The following is a 16,609-nucleotide window of genomic DNA, read 5'->3' as shown; positions in this document are numbered from 1 at the left end:
TAAAGATAAAAAAATGGTCGGTTCAACCCTTCACTATATTAGTTTGTAGGTATCGAACTGATCGTTTTAACGGGTAACTTAACGATAAATTGTGAGCCTTTTCGAGGCTTTGAAATAAGGGTTATGTTACCATTCATTAATTCAACCAGACTTTTAGTAATTGATAATCCTAAACCTGTACCGCCATGTTTTTTAATAGTTGACTCATCAACCTGTCTGAAGCGCTCAAAAATAACTTTTTGGTCTTCGTCGGAAATGCCAGGTCCGCTGTCTTTTACAGATAACTTAAGTTCGTTGTCATTTATTATGGAATAGTCAATTTCGACAAAACCTTTATTGGTGAATTTTATGGCGTTGGAAACCAGGTTAAGTAGTATTTGATAAACACGTAAAGGATCGGTTAATATTTCTGCTGAACTATTGGCGAGAGGATTAATTCGTACGTCAACCGGTTTATTTAAACTAGAACATAAGCTTAAGCCAACAATGTGTACTTCCTTTATCAGCTCATTAATATTAATTTTATCGGCAGATATTTTAAGTTCTCCCGATTCAATTTTACTAATATCAATAATGTCGTTGATAAGCGTTAACAGGTTTTCACCACTTCGCTTAATCATATTGAGGTATTCGTTCTGTTCAATTCCAGATAACTGACCATATATAAGTAAATCAGTAAAGCCCAGAATAGCATTCATTGGTGTACGAATCTCGTGAGACATATTCGCCAAAAATGAAGATTTTAAACGATCGCTTTCTTCAGCTTTCTCCTTCGCATTCTGCAACTCTTTTTCGAATGCTTTTTGGTTGTTTATATTCAGAATAATACCCGTTATTCGGATGGGTTTACCGTTAATACGCTCGGTTATTTTACCGTGTATCGAAAACCAGGATAAAGAACCATCTTTTTTTATTAAACGAGCTTCACACTGGAATACTTCAGCAATACCATCTCTATGGATATTGTAGGCCTCTTTAATTTGTTCAATATCCTGCGAAAAGACAAACTCTTGCCAGTTGCTCAAGTTAAATCGAAATTCACTGGCCGTTTTGTACTCAAGAAGTTTAGCATATTGTTCATTTATAAAGAAGGTTTTTTTCTCCAGATCTATATCCCACAATCCTTCATTAGCACCACTTATGGCTAATTCTAATCGCTTTTCACTATCAATAAAACTTATTTCAACACTTTTACGTTTGATAATATCACTCACAAGGAGTAAAATGATAAAAATGAAAATGATAAGGATAATTAGTATAATAGTTAATTCCTTTTTATGACGTTCGATAAAATGGTTGTCTTCATTAATTAGCAGAATGTTATCTGGTAAGTATTCCTCTGATAGTTGATTCTTTAACAGCGTTATTTCATCAATAATAATTTGATCTTCGGGGTAATTGTGGGTTGGTATTGTTTCATTATTCAGCAGTTGTTGCATGAGTATGGCAGATAGTTGCCCTTGGTCAGCTGCTTTTAAAATTTTTCCTCCAACGATTAAATCGGGCATCAAAAAATCCCAATTACTATATAGGGGTATATTTAGTTCGTTAAAGAAATACTGACTCTCTAATACCATTTCATTCGGTATGCCATTGTGCTCTGTGTATAAGCTCAAAAGATATATAGCTCGGTTGCTTGATGGTATCTTATTAAGCGCTTTTTTTAATAAATCCGGTTTTGTATTGTTTATTATTCGATAGGTATAATTTCGGTGTTTACTATCAAATGCCTCGATAAATTGATTTAAAAATATGTTACCAGATAAGGTTTTGTCTGAAATGACAATTATTTCTTCCAGTTCAGGTTGCAGTAATTCAATTAAATCAATGGTACCTTTTACATCAATTATTTCATGAACAATCGCTTGCCTTGTAGAATCAACACGATCTAATTGCTCACCAATGTCATTAACACCACAAAATATTGCCGGAACGTTGCCCCAAATCTCTTTACCGTGTTCGCTAAAAAAATCAAATGCTCTGTTGTCGGAGCATATAACACCATCGACTTTATGATTTTTATACTTTAAGCGATACTGTTCAAACAAAGTCTGGAAATACTCATCTGAATGAAATCGCTTACTATCCATAAATTCATAAAACAGACGTGTAGATTCGTCTTGCCTGAATTGCTCCGAAATGGCTTCATTAATGTCAGCTGTCCATTTGAAACCATAATGGTATGAGTTTAATACAACGACTTCTTTTAAGTCGTTTGCAGTACTAAAAGTACATAGTAACAGTATGAGAACTGTTAGACAGGAAGTTATTGTCGTTCGATTAAAAGACTGCATCATTAACTGGGTAAGCAATTGTTAGCTAAAGATAATCAAAGAATTCAATTTTACTAATGAAGTGTTTAGTCATCAATAATCAATATCTTTATTAGATGATCATTTCTACGATTTGAATGCTTGTTTACCCTTTATCTCCTGATAAAATATGTAATACCTTAGTTAGCCAATTATCAAATTTAATCCTTAGATTATGAAATTTTTTTTGAGTGTAGCATTATTGCTGCTACAATTGACACTTACAGAAGCACAAGACTGTAAAGCCTATATTCCGTTTGAAAAAGGCACCATTAGCGAAATGACTAATTACGACAAAAAAGGTAAAGTGGTTGGGATTGTCACCCAACATGTTTCGCAAGTTGAAAGCAAAGGAAATACAACTACATTTACGGTACACCAGAAGTTTGAAGACCCTAAGTCTAAGGAGGAATTGGTGGAAAACGAAATGACATTTAAGTGCATTGATGGTGAGTTTTATATTGATATGAATGGCTACATTGATAAAAAGCAAATGGAAGCCTATGAAGGCATGGAGGTTAAACTTTCGATGGATGAAATAAGTATTCCGTCATCCTACAAAATTGGTGAAAACCTGAAGGATGGATACATAAAGATGGAAGTAAATGGTGGTCCTTTTCCGATTAATATGACGGTAAATGTGGTTAATCGGTTAATTGTGGCCGAAGAAGAGTTAACGACACCTGCGGGAACCTTTGATTGTGTAAAAATATCTCAGGATATAGTAACCAAATCAATTGTCAATATAAAAATAAGCTCTGTAGAATGGTATGCCGAAGGTGTTGGGGTTGTTAAAACAGAAACAATTAAAAAAGGAAAGTTGATTGGCTAAAGTGAGCTGACTAAGTTTAAAAAACCATAAACTGTTGAATTAATAGTTGAAAATATATAATGGCCGAATGTAATACACAAATCAACACATTCGGCCATTATTATGATTTTCTGCTTGCGGTGGAATCAGCTTTTTAAATACTTTTGTCAAAAAAAGGATAATGGAATATACCAAAGTAGAAGTAAAGGTTAGCCCTGTAAATGAAGTGGCCAATGAGTTGCTAATGGCACAAATGGGAGAGATGGGCTTTGAAAGTTTCGAAGAAAACGACAAGGGTTTTAATGCTTATATTCCAAGCCCTTTATTTGAAGACATTACATTATCTGAAATATATTGTCCATTGGAAGGCATCTCCATTGATTATAGTACAGAAGTAATACCCGATCAGAACTGGAATAAAGAGTGGGAGAAGAATTTTTTTCAACCTATTATTATTGAAGATAAATGTATTATCCGTAGTTCCTTTCATCAGGTTGACTCAGAGGCTAAATATGAAATTATTATCGATCCTAAGATGAGCTTTGGCACCGGACATCATGAAACAACAAGCTTGATACTTAACTATTTGCTTGAAATAGATGTAGCTGGACTAGATGTGCTTGATATGGGTTGTGGTACGGCCATCTTAGGTATGCTATGCTCAATGAAAGGAGCGGCCAAAGTGACTGGTATCGATATTAATGAATGGGCTTATAATAATGCAATTACAAATCTGGAATTAAATTCGGTTTCTAATATGGAGGTATTGTTAGGAGGTGCTGACTTATTAAAAGACCAGCAATATGATCTAATATTAGCTAATATTAATCGCAATATTTTATTGGCCGATATGGCTAATTATGCCAAAGTACTAAAACCTGGCGGGAGCATTTATTTCAGTGGTTTCTATAGCGAAGATGTTGAAATAATGGATCGTGAAGCTCAAAAATATAATTTACAGCTAAAATCTAGAAAAACTGATAACAATTGGACGTCGCTTGCGTATATAAAGGCCGAGTAAATATAGAACGCACATTTGGAGCAGAACCTGAGTCATATGATTAAACGACTACTAGCCGTATTAATATTTATCAATAGCATTGGATTAGAACTAACAACAGCTCAAAATAAGTTTAGCGAGCAGAGCGAGTTGTTTGTTGACGAGATGAATGAAGTATTTAAGGGAGCTACTGATAAAAAGGCTGCAAAAGTCTTTATAGAATCATTAGAAGGCTTTTGGTTGAGTGCAGACGCTGATTTAAAAAGCCTGATGATTGAGACATGTAATCAGATGGCTAAGAAAAAAGCACGTCCTTACCCTGATTACCATACTTACTTAACAACCGTGATGGCATTTGAGCAAAGCGGCCATGAGCAAAGTAGCTTCAACAACTGGCATGCTGCAGTGAGTGATTTATTGCATAAACCACGTTATGCACTTCGGCACCTTAAGTCGTTTTTGGCTATTAGTAAAAATCTGGTAGAGAACGATGCTATATATACAACGCCGGCATTGGCCTGGTATGCACGTTCGGGTAATTATCGTTATGAATATCACGATAAAACCTTAACGCTTAAAGTCGATAAAACCAACCTGGTTTGTGTATCTAAGAAAGACAGTATTGTCATTGAAAATACGTCAGGCATATTGTATCCTTTAGAGAAAAAATGGCGAGGCGAAAATGGTAAAATTACTTGGGAACGTTCAGGTTTTGAGGCCAATATGGTGTATGCGACATTTAACAGCTATGAGTTAAATATTGATAAACCTAAGATTGAGCTTGACTCAGTGGAGTTTTATAATCGTCATTATTTCGATTACGCACTGCATGGTAGCCTGTCGCACAAGGTCATGCAGATAACTTCGCCAGAATCGACTATTTACCCCAAGTTTGTGACCCGCGAGCAACGTTTTAAAATTGATAAGATCCATCCTAATATTGATTATGAAGGAGGTTTTGCACAAAATGGCGCAAAGTTCTTAGGAGCCGGAACACAAGAGAACCCTGCAACCATTACCATTTCGCGAAATGATACAACGTTTATAACAGCCAAATCATTGTATTTTGCTTTGCGTAAAGACCAGATATTAAGTAACGATACCGAAGTGTCAATTGTGATGAACAGAGGGTTTATCTACCATCCGGGACTTATTTTCAAGTATATGGCTGAGCTTGAAGAGGTACACTTGATACGAAATGGAGAAGGTCTGGCCCTCAGTCCGTACTTTAATACATACCATAATATAAGTATGGATGTGGAGTTAATTCGTTGGAAAATAGGTGAGCAGTTTATTGATTTACGCATGCTGACAGGCGCTGCTCAAAATCAGGCTTTTTTCGAATCTCTTAGCTATTTTCGTGAGGAATTTTATAACCGCTTACAAGGCATGGATGCTATTCATCCTTTGCAGGGGCTTGCCAACTGCAGTAATTACTTTCGAGGGCAACCGTTTACGGCGGCTGAATATGCCGAATACATGGGTTTTCCATTAAGTCCAATACGGCAGCAAATTATAGACTTGTCTTTTCATGGTTTTATTGGTTACAATGTTAATACCGATGAAATAACCATTCGTCAGCGTTTACGCGATTATCTGGATTTTCGATTAGGTAAGAAAGATTTCGATGTTATTCGATTTACGTCATTGACCGACAGTGAAACTACCAATGCCCGAATTGACCTATTAAACTTCGATTTAGATTTAAATGGTGTTCAAACTATCTCCATTTGTGATCACCAGAACGTTGTTTTCTTTCCGCGAGATGAAAAAATCATCTTGAAAGAGAATCGAAATTTTTTATTTAACGGAACCATTAATGCTGGTATGCTTAAACTATCGGGTGAGGGTTTTAAGTTTATGTATGATGATTTTAGGATTGATATGAGCAATATCGATTCGTTAACAATGAAGGTGCAATCTGGTGAGAAAGATTACTTTGGTATGCCAATACTCAGAGATGTAGGTAACACAATTTCTCAGTTGTCAGGTTATTTGCAAATTGATGAGCCAGATAATAAGTCAGGAGCGAAAAGTAACCCTCATTACCCGGTTATTAATAGCCAGATTGAATCATATGTGTATTTCGATAATCCTGCCATACAAGGTGGTGCATACCATAAAGATGAACTGTTCTTTACACTTGACCCTTTCGAAATGGACAGTATCAATACTTTATCCAGATCGAACTTTAACTTTAGCGGAGAATTCGAATCCAATATATTCCCTACGTTTCGTGAGAACCTGACTATTCGACCTGATTTCTCGCTTGGATTCAAACGTCAAACACCAGAAAACGGTTATCCGATATATGGTGGAAAGGCCACCTTTACCAGTGATATTGATTTGAGTAACAGAGGGCTTAAAGGAAATGGTGAATTAAACTATCTGACATCAACTTCGTTCTCAGAAGATTTTACGTTTTTACCCAATATGGTGAAAGGGCAGGTATATGACTTTACTGTTGGTAAACAAACAGATAGCCCTCCTTTTCCCGATGTTAGTTCGCAATATATTTACGTAGAATATATGCCACATGACGATGAGTTTCATGCAAAAAGCCAGGAAGAAAACTTTACCATGTATAACGAAGAAGCCGAATTGCAGGGTAAGATTAAAATCACACCATATGGCATGACGGGTGGAGGTACATTTTATCTGGCAAGGGCTAATGTGAAATCGGTGGATATTGATTTTACAGATCATAGCATACTGGCTGATTCATCAGACTTTAATTTGTCAGGTGCAGAAGTGGAGGGAATGAGTTTTGCCACCACCAACTTGATTTCAGATATTAACTTTGAAACCCGACAAGGAACATTCCGTTCGCGTTCGGGAGGTAGTAGGGTTGATTTTACTAGAAATCGCTATGTGTCTTATGTAAGTGAGTTCTCATGGGATATGGATAGAAATGATATCTACATGGGTGCACGCGGATCTAAGGGTAACCGTTTTGTTTCTACGCACCGTCGTCAGGATTCTTTGGCATTCTATGTTCCAATGGCTATGTACGACGTTGAAACGGAAACGATTTTTGCCGAGGAGGTAAAAAATATTGAAGTTGGAGATGCTAACCTTTTACTTAATGATGGATTGGTTACCATTCGTGAAGATGCAGCCATTGATCCGCTCGATAGCGTTCGAATAGTTCTCGATAAAGATTCGTTAGTGAAGCATACCATGTACGATGCTCGAGTATTTATTACAGGTAGATATGCTTATAAGGCCAATGGTAAATACGATTATTTTAATGGCGATGGTAAAAAACTGACTTTAACCATGCATAACATTGAGTATGGAAAAGAGGAAATGACAGTTGCCGAAAGTAAGATAGTACCAAAAGACTTATTTACCTTTGATTCTCATTTTGCATATCAGGGTAATGCTACTTTGCGAGCAAGTGATCAATTATTAACCTTTGATGGAGGTGTGCAAATGCTGCATCGCTGCTCGCGTGGACCACAAACTTATGTACGTTTCGATGCCGCTATTGATCCTTCCAATGTCAGGATACCAATAGGTGAGGAGCTTCAAAATTTTGATTTTGACAATATTTATAAAGATTTCTTTATCACCAAAGACAGTACCCATGTGTATTCATCGTTTGTTGAGGACAGAAAAGATTATAGCGATGTGCCAATGATTAATGCAACGGGTTATTTGGTGTATAACGATGAGGAGAAATCTTTTGATATAGCTTCTGAAGCTAAACTGGCCAGTCCTGATACAACTGGCACACTCATGCGTTTTTCTGAAGCAGCCTGTAATATTCAGGGACATGGTGTAATTGATGTTGGTGTTAATCTCGAGCCGGTGAAGCTAAAGTCGAGCGGTACTATTATACACAATCGTGATGAAAATGAAATAACCCTATCATCGATGATGGGTATTGACTTTTTCTTTAACAGCGAAGCACAAGATGTACTGTATAGTTCAATTCTGCGTTCGAGTGCAAAAGCTTCAAAACTCAGTAAAGAAACCTTCATAAAGCGATTGGCCGAATGGAGTGGTCGCAAACAGGCTAACTCAGCCGAGCAGGAGCGTAACAAAACAGGTGCTGGTACTGGTATCCCAGCCGAGCTTCAGCAAATGCTATTATTTAGTAATATTGACTTTAAATGGGATACTAATAAACGTGCTTTTGTGGCCAACGGAAAAGCAGATTTGGCGTATATCAAAGAGTTTGTTGTTAATCGTGAGGCCAAAGTAATGGCTGAGATAACACGCAAGCGAAGTGGTAACTCTATTGAGATCTATATTGAGTTTGATGCCGAAACATGGGTATATTTCAGGTACAAAAATTCTTCAATGTATACTATATGCTCGGCCAAGGATTACAATAGTATCATCAAGGAGCTTAAGCCTGATGAGCGCAAACAAAAAGGAGAAAACTTCACTTTTCTTCCTGCACCAGAAAGTATGAAAAAGAAGTTTGTTGCCAAGTTCAATAAGAAACTAACTCAGGCATCAGTAACTGTGGATGAAGAAAGTAGCGAGGAAAATAAGGTGGCATCATCAGATTAAATAGGATGTGAACATAGTTTTTACTTATTAAAGAATAGGAAGCCTTGGTCTGATTTGTTATAAATCTGGCCAAGGTTTTTTGTTTCTGTGAATAAGTGCATCATTGTTTATTTAAAAAAACAGGCAGAGTAAAATTCTTATTTGTAAATTGATTTTTAAATACAAATTCAGACTTGAGATTAGAATTTAATTTTGGGGTATCAATTATTTCACATTTAACAATTAAAACATGCAGGGTGATAACGATAAATTGGTGCAAGAGCTTGAGATACTTCGACGAGAAATGGCAGAACTGGAGTCAAGATATCAGCAATCATTGAATGAATTAGATGCATTTCGTTATCTAACCACCAATATATCAGATGTTATCTGGACTTTCGATCCAGTGAACTATAGAATGCTCACCATCAGTCCTTCAGTGCAAAAGGTGCTTGGCTACACACATGTTGAATATATTAATTTAACCATTGATGATATCCTTTCAGAGTCATCGATTAAATTAATACAGGCTATTACACCTCCTCGTTATTCTGATTTTATCCAAACAAAAAATATTCGGAATTATACCGATAACATGACCTTAATTCATAAAGATGGCTCTGAGGTATCGGCCGAATTGGTTTCCTTCTTTCACCGTAATGCAAATACCAACCAAATTGAGGTCGTTGGTATTACCCGTGATGTATCGAAACGCAAAAAGGCCGAAGCCAAGCTTATGGAAAGTGAAGAGCGTTTTCGATACCTGATGAAACAATCTCCCTTGGCGATACTTATTTGTAATACAGATGGTAGTATTAATCATTTAAATGACGCCTACATTAAGTTGTGGGGTTTTAATAAGAATAATCTAAATGAACTACTCCAGAAGTTTAACATACTGCATGATAAGCAAGTTGCTGAACTGGGGCTCACTCCATTTGTTCAAAGAGCTATGCAAGGTGAAATTATCAAACTGCCATCTGTGTATTATGACGCTGCCATTACCTCAGATGAGCTTGAGTTTAAATCTCCGCTCAATGTAAAGCGATGGGTGGAATGTTATTTTTATCCTATTAAAAATAATGAAGGAGAAATTACCAATGTGGTAATGTTTGAGGAGAATATTACTGAACGCAAACTTGCTGAAATACAATTGAAAGATAGTGAAGCTAAGTATCGCTCAATATTTGAAACCAGTGCCAATGGAATTGTGCTTATTAATGAAGAGAAAAAAATCGTTGATTGTAATTCTAGTTTTTGTAGCATTTTTGGCTTTGATAAAGATGAATTGATTAATCAAAGCTATAAGTCTTTCCTTTTGAATGAAGGTAATGAATGGGATATGTTTTTTGATCAAGCAAGCAACAAACCCTTTACTTCGAATGTTTTTGAAATCGATGCTCAAAAAAAAGATGGTACAATTGTGCCTGTTGAAATGAATACCAGCAAAATCATGATTGATGGGAAACCATTCTGTTTGGGAAATATGAAGGATTTAACTGAACAAAAGAATGTGGATAAACGCATATATAGTACCATGGTTAAATCAGAAGAAAAGGAGCGGGAACGTTATGCCAAGGAGTTACACGATGGTTTAGGGCCTTTGCTTTCTACAGGTTTAATATATGTTGATACCATTTTTAATGAAAGCGACAATGAACAATTAAAAGAATATGCTCAGCGTGCCCATTCCATATTAATTGATTCAACCAATACGGTTAAAGAAATATCCAATAACCTGAGTCCAGTCATATTAAACGAATACGGTATTACTCAGGCCATTCGTTCATTTATCGAAAAAATTAAGAATGCAACACACATAAATTTTTCTATAACAGATACCCTTACCCAGCGATTTCCAGAAATAATTGAATTTACCATTTACCGTACGTTAGTTGAGCTGGTTAATAATGCGATAAAATACTCCAATGCCAAACATGTTAAAATTGGTTTTTCAATGAAACATCAGTTATTAGAAGTGACATACAGTGATGATGGTGTCGGTTTTGATCTTTTAAAAATAAAAGATGCCAATCAGGGATTCGGTTTGTTAAATCTGGAAAATCGAATAAGAAAGATTAGTGGCAAATATAAATATCGAACAGCGCCCGGAAAAGGGGTGGAGGTGAAAATCAAACTAAAAACTAAGGGCATATGATTAAGTTGGTTATCGTTGAAGACTTTGCTATGATACGTGAAGGTTTGAAGCTTGTAATTAGTAAAGTCGAAGATTTTGAGTTTATTGGTGAATACACTAATGGAAAGGAATTTATTGATGCCTTACCAACAATTGAACCCGATGTTGTGCTCACCGATATTGACATGCCTGTAATGGATGGCGTGAAAATGACACATATGGCTTTAAGTTTAAAACCAGATCTTAAGATAATCGCCCTCACCATGTTTGCAGATAGAAAATTCTATTATAAAATGGTTACTGCCGGTGCTAAAGGCTTTGTGCTTAAACAATCACCAACAAATGAGTTGGAGTATGCTATTCGAGATGTAAATAATGGAGATAATTATTTCTCTGAAGAATTATTGCGCTCTGTAATTGTGGAAATGCATGGAATAGAGAAGGAGATAATCGAAGAGAAAAAGGAAATATTGAATATAAGTGATCGCGAAACAGAGATATTGCAATTGCTATGCAATGGATTGAGTAATAAAGAAATTGCTGAAAAAATATTTGTGAGTTTACGTACTGTTGAAACCACCAAGTCAAGACTCATGCAAAAAACGATGACTAAGAATAATGCAGGCCTCATTGTGTGGGCTATCAAGAATAAAGTTGTTTCGATATAAACCTTTCTGGCAATTATCTGTTTTTTTGTAGTACTGATTTATGAAATTTAATGTGGATTACCACATTGTATTTGCAGTGTTTACCACATTCGTTTTTGATGTAAACATTACCAGGTTTGATTATCCATCGTTATACATTTGTAGCTGTATATTTTTATTGATGAAAAATAAGTGTTTACAAATTATATTGGTTGACGATAGTCAGGATTTTATTGATGCATTGGAACTGCATCTGAAAAAGAATTTCAATTGTGTTATTGTGGCTAAGTACAACAATGGTTTAGCGTTTGCAGAAAGTGAATTGTTAGATAAAGCAGATTTGGTCTTTTGTGATATTGAAATGCCTGAGATGAATGGTATAAAAGCTACTCAACAGGTAAATTACAAACATCCGCAATTGCCTGTTGTAGCTATCACGATGCATGAGGAACGTATATATTTAAAAGAAATAGTAGAAGCCGGATTTAAAGGCTTTATCTATAAACCGAAAGTGTATCAAACATTGACAGATGTTGTTATAAAAGTATTGGCCAATCAGTTGGCAATACCGCTTAATTTAAAACTATAAATCCATAATAGGGGAAGTTATGAGTGAATTATTGGTATTTGGTTTAATCCTGTTGGCAAACTTACCGGCAGTGTATTTCGTTTTTAAACTGATATTTAAAAAATCATTCTTATTGAATGTATTTTTTGCAGTAACCGTTTATGTACTCGTATGTTTATGGTTTGGATTTTTGGCAGGACAATTGGGGCTGAAGTCTGCTCTTTGGATAATACCATTATTATATGCTATTGGCTTGCCTATGTATTTGCTTATTAAAGCGAGAACTCAAAAGCCACTTGAGCAAGCAATTGTTAATCTGAAAAAAGTTGCTGAAGGAGATTTGAGTATCCAGCTTAACACATCGGATAAAGACAATGAATTGGGTATCTTAACGAATGCATTGTACAAGCTGGTAAATAATTTGAGGGGCATTATAAGAGAAGTATCAACAAATGCCGATAATTTGGTAGGGGCCAGTAGTCAGGTTAGTAGTGCTTCGGAACAATTATCGCAAGGAGCCAATGAGCAAGCTAGCTCATTGGAGGAGGTATCATCGACTATTGAGGAGATATCGGCTAATATTAGCCAAAATACTGAGAATTCAAAACAGACAGAAAATGTGACTGTGGATGCCAATAAGAGCATAAAAGATGTTGCAAAGAGTTCAGAAGCAACTGTGGCAGCAACACAGGAAATAGCAGAAAAAATTACAGTTATTAATGATATATCTACACAGACCAATATTTTGGCTTTAAATGCAGCGGTGGAAGCAGCTCGTGCCGGTGAGCACGGTAGGGGGTTTGCAGTAGTGGCAGCCGAAGTAAGAAAGTTGGCTGAAAACAGTAAAAAAGCAGCTGAAGAAATTGTGGGACTTGCTCAAAACAGTGTTGAACTGGCCAATGGAGCAGGAGAGGTGATGGATGAGGTGATACCTAAAATTGAAAATACCACCAACCTGGTGCAAGAGATATCGGCGGCGAGTAACGAGCAAAACAATGGAGCAAGTCAGGTAAATAATGCGATTCAACAATTAAATAAAGTCACTCAGCAGACGGCAGCATCCAGCGAAGAGTTGGCTACCAGTGCCGAAGAGTTAGCTGTACAGGCCGAGCAGTTAAGAGAAGTCATTTCATTTTTTAATACAGAGAAAAAATAATATACAAGTGGGTTTTTAAAGTTTGGATTATAGATTAGTAGGTTTAGGTTGTAAATGTGAGTATCGTTAAAGAATGGTGCTCACATTTTTTTTTGTGACTGTATTCGCTAAAGAGTTGGCTTTAGTATACGCAAAATATTTTTTCAATGTAAAGCGATAGTTTTTTACTAAAACTGGTCGATACATGATGTATTTGTTAGTTCTAGGACTAAAATGTGTCGATACAATTTGTATCTGTTTGTTTTAGGACTAAAATATGTCGATACAACTTGTATCTACTTGTTTTAAGACCAAAATGTGCCGATACAACTTGTATCAGCAAAACTTAGTACTAAAACAAGCTATTACTATTTGGTATTGACCTCTCCAGGGAGAAAACTAGCGAATACCATTTGGTATCAGGAAAAAAATAGAATAGTGCCAATACCATTTGGTAGTGTTATACCAGACCGTTTTTCCTTTTTTATTTCCGGCAGGTTTATTGAATATTTGTGGCAATGCCAATGAAAGGATATTGATATATGAGCTGGTTGTGCTCCCTTGTCACCTGGCGCATTTCATGCACTTTCGGCTTTCGGGCATAAGCACTAATCGGCCCGGCTGAATGGCACCTTTGCATTTGATACATATGCCAAAATCGGCATCATTAATACGTTCAAGCGCTTCGTGTAGCTTCTGGAGCTTGGCCTCAGCTTGTCGTAATGCAGCTTCGTTAACACTTTTATTGTTGATGGCATCCATACGGCTTACACGACCAATGGCATCATCAGGTGCAATGGCTTGTGTGAGCTCCTTAAGCGATTTGACCTTGCGCTGAACCGTGGCAATCTGTTTATCAATTAGTTCTTTTATCTCGTGAGTATCAACTGTCATATGTATTTATCGCTTTTGTGCTACAATAATGATCGAATCATCTTCCTTAAATTCCTGATAAGTATCTATATGAATGATGTTAAATAGTTCTGAAAATAACTCTTTTACGGTTTCGGTTTCGTAATAATGAAACAGCATTCCACCATAGTTTTCTTGTCCTGTTCCTTTCCAGAATGTATGTAGTACTATGCCTTTATCGTTCAGTACCTCAGCCTGACGTTTAATGGAAGCCTTTATATCATCAAAAGTCAAATGATGTAGTACTTTATTGGTATAAATACAGTCGAAATATTCCTTGGTCTTAATTTTTACTGCATCAATTACTTTAATCTTTACCTCAGGATGACTCCGCTTGTATAGTTCGGCAAAAACAAAGGAAAAGTCCGAGCCCACCACATCGTATTCCTGGCGAATATTATCCAGATCTTTACCTGGCCCCATACCCAATTCAAGAGCCTTATGGGAGCGAGGTATAAATTTCTTGAATTGCTCAAAAAACCAACGTCCGTCATAGTCGGCTGTCATTTCGATGTATTGTTTCACATTTTCTTCTCTTTCGAAAAATGTATCGCTCATAATCAGTTGATTTTAATGCAAAATACAAAAAATGCCCTGATTCAAAAGTGAAGCAGGGCATAAATGCATTTAAGTATATGACTATCGGAAGTTTACCACTTCAATCTCAAAAATTAAGATACTGTTGGCTGGTATTGACACTTCGCCTTCATTATCATAACGGGTGCTACTGCCATAGCACATTTGTGATGGACAATAAAAAATACCTTTACCACCTTTCTTTAGTTTTGGCACGCCAATTTGCCAAGCTTCAATCAGTCCGGAAAGATTACTATAACTTAAAGTGCCTTCATCAAAGACTTCACCATTTAATAAAGAGCCTTTATAGCTGACATCTATTATTGCATTTTCATGTACATTTTCTCCTTCACCTTCAACCAGAATCTCATAGTATAAACCAGATTCTTCATCTTGCTCTGCCATTATCTGATTCTCTATGATATGAGCTGCCAGAATATCTGCATCTATATCATCCTGATCACGGTCCACTTTTATCTCAAAAATAACTACTGAATTGGCAGGCACACCATTAGCTCCATTAGACCCAAACGCTAGCCCTGATGGGATATAGAGGTGTATCTCTCCTTCGCGATTAATATTAGGTAAACCTATTTGAAAACCATAGAGCAATCGCGATAAGTATTGTGTAATATTTTCTCCTTCACTATCAGTAAATACTTCGCCATCTGTTAGGTAACCTTTGAATGAAAATGTGACTTTATCATCCACATTATCATCGGCACCAATAGGTTCACCACTACCTTGATCTATAATTTGGTAATATAAACCTGAAGCATGACGTTCGGCAACAATGTTATTATTTTCTATATACTCACTAATAATTTCTTCATCAACAATGGTATAATCGACATAATCATCTTTCATACAACTTGCCAGTAAAGGCAAAATCAACGCAAATAAAACTAACTTTCTCATTATTAAAATCACTTTATTATTTAATACTTTCTTCTTTATTGATATTGGTTTATTGTATATGCCGCAATTTAAATGCTTGCGGAACGAATTTGTAAGACCAATTTTTTTGCTATTCTTTTAAAATTACTTTCCCCTGTGCGATTCTGTCTGTTAGATTCATTTAAAAACAAATGGTTGCTTCAAACATTAAAAAAAAATGGGAATTATTTGTAGCATTGATTTGAAGTAGGAATGGGCACAAAAATACTTTTATTTTTTAAACATCAAAAAAGGCCACTCAAAATGAGTGACCTTTGTAAATTATGATGTAGTATGAAGTATTATTTCTGTTTATCTAATATGGTTTCAATCTCATCCATTATACCATTCATAGCTTCTATTGTTTTATCAAACGGCTCCGAAGATGTCATGTCAACGCCTGCCTTTTTTAATAACTCAATTGGATAGTCTGAACCCCCAGATGAGATAAATTCGATGTAACGTTTTTTAGCTTCTTTATCACCATCAAGTACCTTGGCAGCCAGGGCTTGTGATGCAACAAATGATGTGCTGTACTGATAGACGTAGAAATTCATGTAAAAGTGAGGTATCGCTGCCCATTCAACGGCTACGTTGTCTTCCACGGTGCATACACCTTTATCGTGTCCGTAATATTTACGGGTGATATCGCCGTACATTTGTGTTAATACTTTACCGGTTAATGGTGTGCCTTTCTCAGCTGCTTCGTGAATCGCCAATTCAAATTCGGCGAATTGCGTTTGGCGGAATAAGGTGCCTTTGAAGCCATCAAGCATGCTCATTAACAATGATAGACGCATGTCATCATCTTTCAATTTCTTTTGCATCATATCGTTAAGCAAAACCTCGTTAAAAGTAGAAGCTACTTCGGCTACAAAGGTGGCATAATCGGCAGTAGCAAACGGCTGTGTTTTATTTGAGTAATAGCTATGCATGGTATGACCCAGTTCGTGCGTTAACGTACTCACTTCGTTGTACTGACCAGTGTAATTCATTAACTGACATTTCCCATGTCTATTAGGCAGCACTTGAAAGCTGCATTTCTATTAGCCTGAAGATTTTGTTGTCTTCG

General features: G+C 36.2%; 12 protein-coding genes. 7 read left to right on the top strand and 5 right to left on the bottom strand.

Translation table 11 applies throughout. The annotated features are described in order from the left end of the window. Positions 1-38 precede the first annotated feature (38 nt). A complete protein-coding gene (locus JIV24_RS16680; protein WP_200466206.1) occupies positions 39-2,294 on the bottom strand; it encodes a sensor histidine kinase in 2,256 nt (751 codons plus the stop codon). A 193-nt stretch (positions 2,295-2,487) separates the two neighbouring features. On the opposite strand from JIV24_RS16680, the gene JIV24_RS16675 reads away from it, so the two are divergent. From JIV24_RS16675 to JIV24_RS16645, 7 genes are all read left to right on the top strand, one after another. After that, positions 2,488-3,144: a TapB family protein gene (locus JIV24_RS16675; RefSeq protein ID WP_200466205.1), complete on the top strand. Its 657-nt coding sequence runs from the start codon at positions 2,488-2,490 to the stop codon at positions 3,142-3,144. Positions 3,145-3,304: 160 nt separating this feature from the next. Next, complete coding sequence (prmA, locus tag JIV24_RS16670) at positions 3,305-4,144, top strand: 50S ribosomal protein L11 methyltransferase (RefSeq protein WP_200466204.1); 840 nt, start codon at positions 3,305-3,307, stop codon at positions 4,142-4,144. A 36-nt stretch (positions 4,145-4,180) separates the two neighbouring features. Continuing rightward, a complete protein-coding gene (locus JIV24_RS16665; RefSeq protein ID WP_200466203.1) occupies positions 4,181-8,647 on the top strand; it encodes a hypothetical protein in 4,467 nt (1,488 codons plus the stop codon). 229 nt (positions 8,648-8,876) lie between these two features. Then, a complete protein-coding gene (locus JIV24_RS16660) occupies positions 8,877-10,784 on the top strand; it encodes a PAS domain S-box protein (protein WP_200466202.1) in 1,908 nt (635 codons plus the stop codon). Further along, positions 10,781-11,431: a response regulator transcription factor gene (locus JIV24_RS16655; RefSeq protein ID WP_200466201.1), complete on the top strand. Its 651-nt coding sequence runs from the start codon at positions 10,781-10,783 to the stop codon at positions 11,429-11,431. Before JIV24_RS16660 ends, JIV24_RS16655 begins: the two co-directional genes overlap by 4 nt. Positions 11,432-11,591: 160 nt before the next feature. Continuing rightward, positions 11,592-11,999, top strand: a complete 408-nt coding sequence (locus tag JIV24_RS16650) for a response regulator (protein WP_200466200.1) — start codon at positions 11,592-11,594, stop codon at positions 11,997-11,999. A gap of 19 nt (positions 12,000-12,018) precedes the next feature. Continuing rightward, on the top strand, positions 12,019-13,134 hold the full coding sequence (locus JIV24_RS16645) for a methyl-accepting chemotaxis protein (protein ID WP_200466199.1): 1,116 nt from the start codon (positions 12,019-12,021) through the stop codon (positions 13,132-13,134). Between the two features lie 543 nt (positions 13,135-13,677). Here the strand turns inward: JIV24_RS16645 and JIV24_RS16640 are convergent. From JIV24_RS16640 to JIV24_RS16625, 4 genes are all read right to left on the bottom strand, one after another. Next, positions 13,678-14,007, bottom strand: coding sequence for a TraR/DksA family transcriptional regulator (locus JIV24_RS16640; protein ID WP_200466198.1), 330 nt, complete (start codon positions 14,005-14,007; stop codon positions 13,678-13,680). Positions 14,008-14,013: 6 nt separating this feature from the next. Next, complete coding sequence (locus tag JIV24_RS16635) at positions 14,014-14,583, bottom strand: class I SAM-dependent methyltransferase (protein WP_200466197.1); 570 nt, start codon at positions 14,581-14,583, stop codon at positions 14,014-14,016. 81 nt (positions 14,584-14,664) lie between these two features. Continuing rightward, positions 14,665-15,519 (bottom strand): FKBP-type peptidyl-prolyl cis-trans isomerase, encoded by an 855-nt coding sequence (locus JIV24_RS16630; protein ID WP_200466196.1) that lies wholly within the window; start codon positions 15,517-15,519, stop codon positions 14,665-14,667. Positions 15,520-15,839: 320 nt separating this feature from the next. Beyond that, positions 15,840-16,532, bottom strand: coding sequence for a M3 family metallopeptidase (locus JIV24_RS16625; protein WP_200466195.1), 693 nt, complete (start codon positions 16,530-16,532; stop codon positions 15,840-15,842). Between the last annotated feature and the right edge of the window lie 77 nt (positions 16,533-16,609).

Origin of the sequence: Carboxylicivirga marina, assembly GCF_016612505.1 — a bacterium.
In the GTDB taxonomy this organism is placed as follows: Bacteria; Bacteroidota; Bacteroidia; order Bacteroidales; family Marinilabiliaceae; genus Carboxylicivirga; species Carboxylicivirga marina.
Note: the sequence above shows the minus strand (reverse complement) of the source record. Positions and strands in the feature narration are given on the sequence as shown.

Excerpts from the sequence above, each read along its gene's own strand:
- JIV24_RS16650 (WP_200466200.1), top strand. The coding sequence starts at position 11,592 with ATGAAAAATAAGTGTTTACAAATTATATTGGTTGACGATAGTCAGGAT.
- JIV24_RS16635 (WP_200466197.1), bottom strand. The coding sequence starts at position 14,583 with ATGAGCGATACATTTTTCGAAAGAGAAGAAAATGTGAAACAATACATC.
- JIV24_RS16640 (WP_200466198.1), bottom strand. The coding sequence starts at position 14,007 with ATGACAGTTGATACTCACGAGATAAAAGAACTAATTGATAAACAGATT.
- JIV24_RS16660 (WP_200466202.1), top strand. The coding sequence starts at position 8,877 with ATGCAGGGTGATAACGATAAATTGGTGCAAGAGCTTGAGATACTTCGA.
- JIV24_RS16630 (WP_200466196.1), bottom strand. The coding sequence starts at position 15,519 with ATGAGAAAGTTAGTTTTATTTGCGTTGATTTTGCCTTTACTGGCAAGT.
- prmA (WP_200466204.1), top strand. The coding sequence starts at position 3,305 with ATGGAATATACCAAAGTAGAAGTAAAGGTTAGCCCTGTAAATGAAGTG.
- JIV24_RS16655 (WP_200466201.1), top strand. The coding sequence starts at position 10,781 with ATGATTAAGTTGGTTATCGTTGAAGACTTTGCTATGATACGTGAAGGT.
- JIV24_RS16665 (WP_200466203.1), top strand. The coding sequence starts at position 4,181 with ATGATTAAACGACTACTAGCCGTATTAATATTTATCAATAGCATTGGA.
- JIV24_RS16645 (WP_200466199.1), top strand. The coding sequence starts at position 12,019 with ATGAGTGAATTATTGGTATTTGGTTTAATCCTGTTGGCAAACTTACCG.
- JIV24_RS16680 (WP_200466206.1), bottom strand. The coding sequence starts at position 2,294 with ATGCAGTCTTTTAATCGAACGACAATAACTTCCTGTCTAACAGTTCTC.
- JIV24_RS16675 (WP_200466205.1), top strand. The coding sequence starts at position 2,488 with ATGAAATTTTTTTTGAGTGTAGCATTATTGCTGCTACAATTGACACTT.
- JIV24_RS16625 (WP_200466195.1), bottom strand. The coding sequence starts at position 16,532 with ATGAATTACACTGGTCAGTACAACGAAGTGAGTACGTTAACGCACGAA.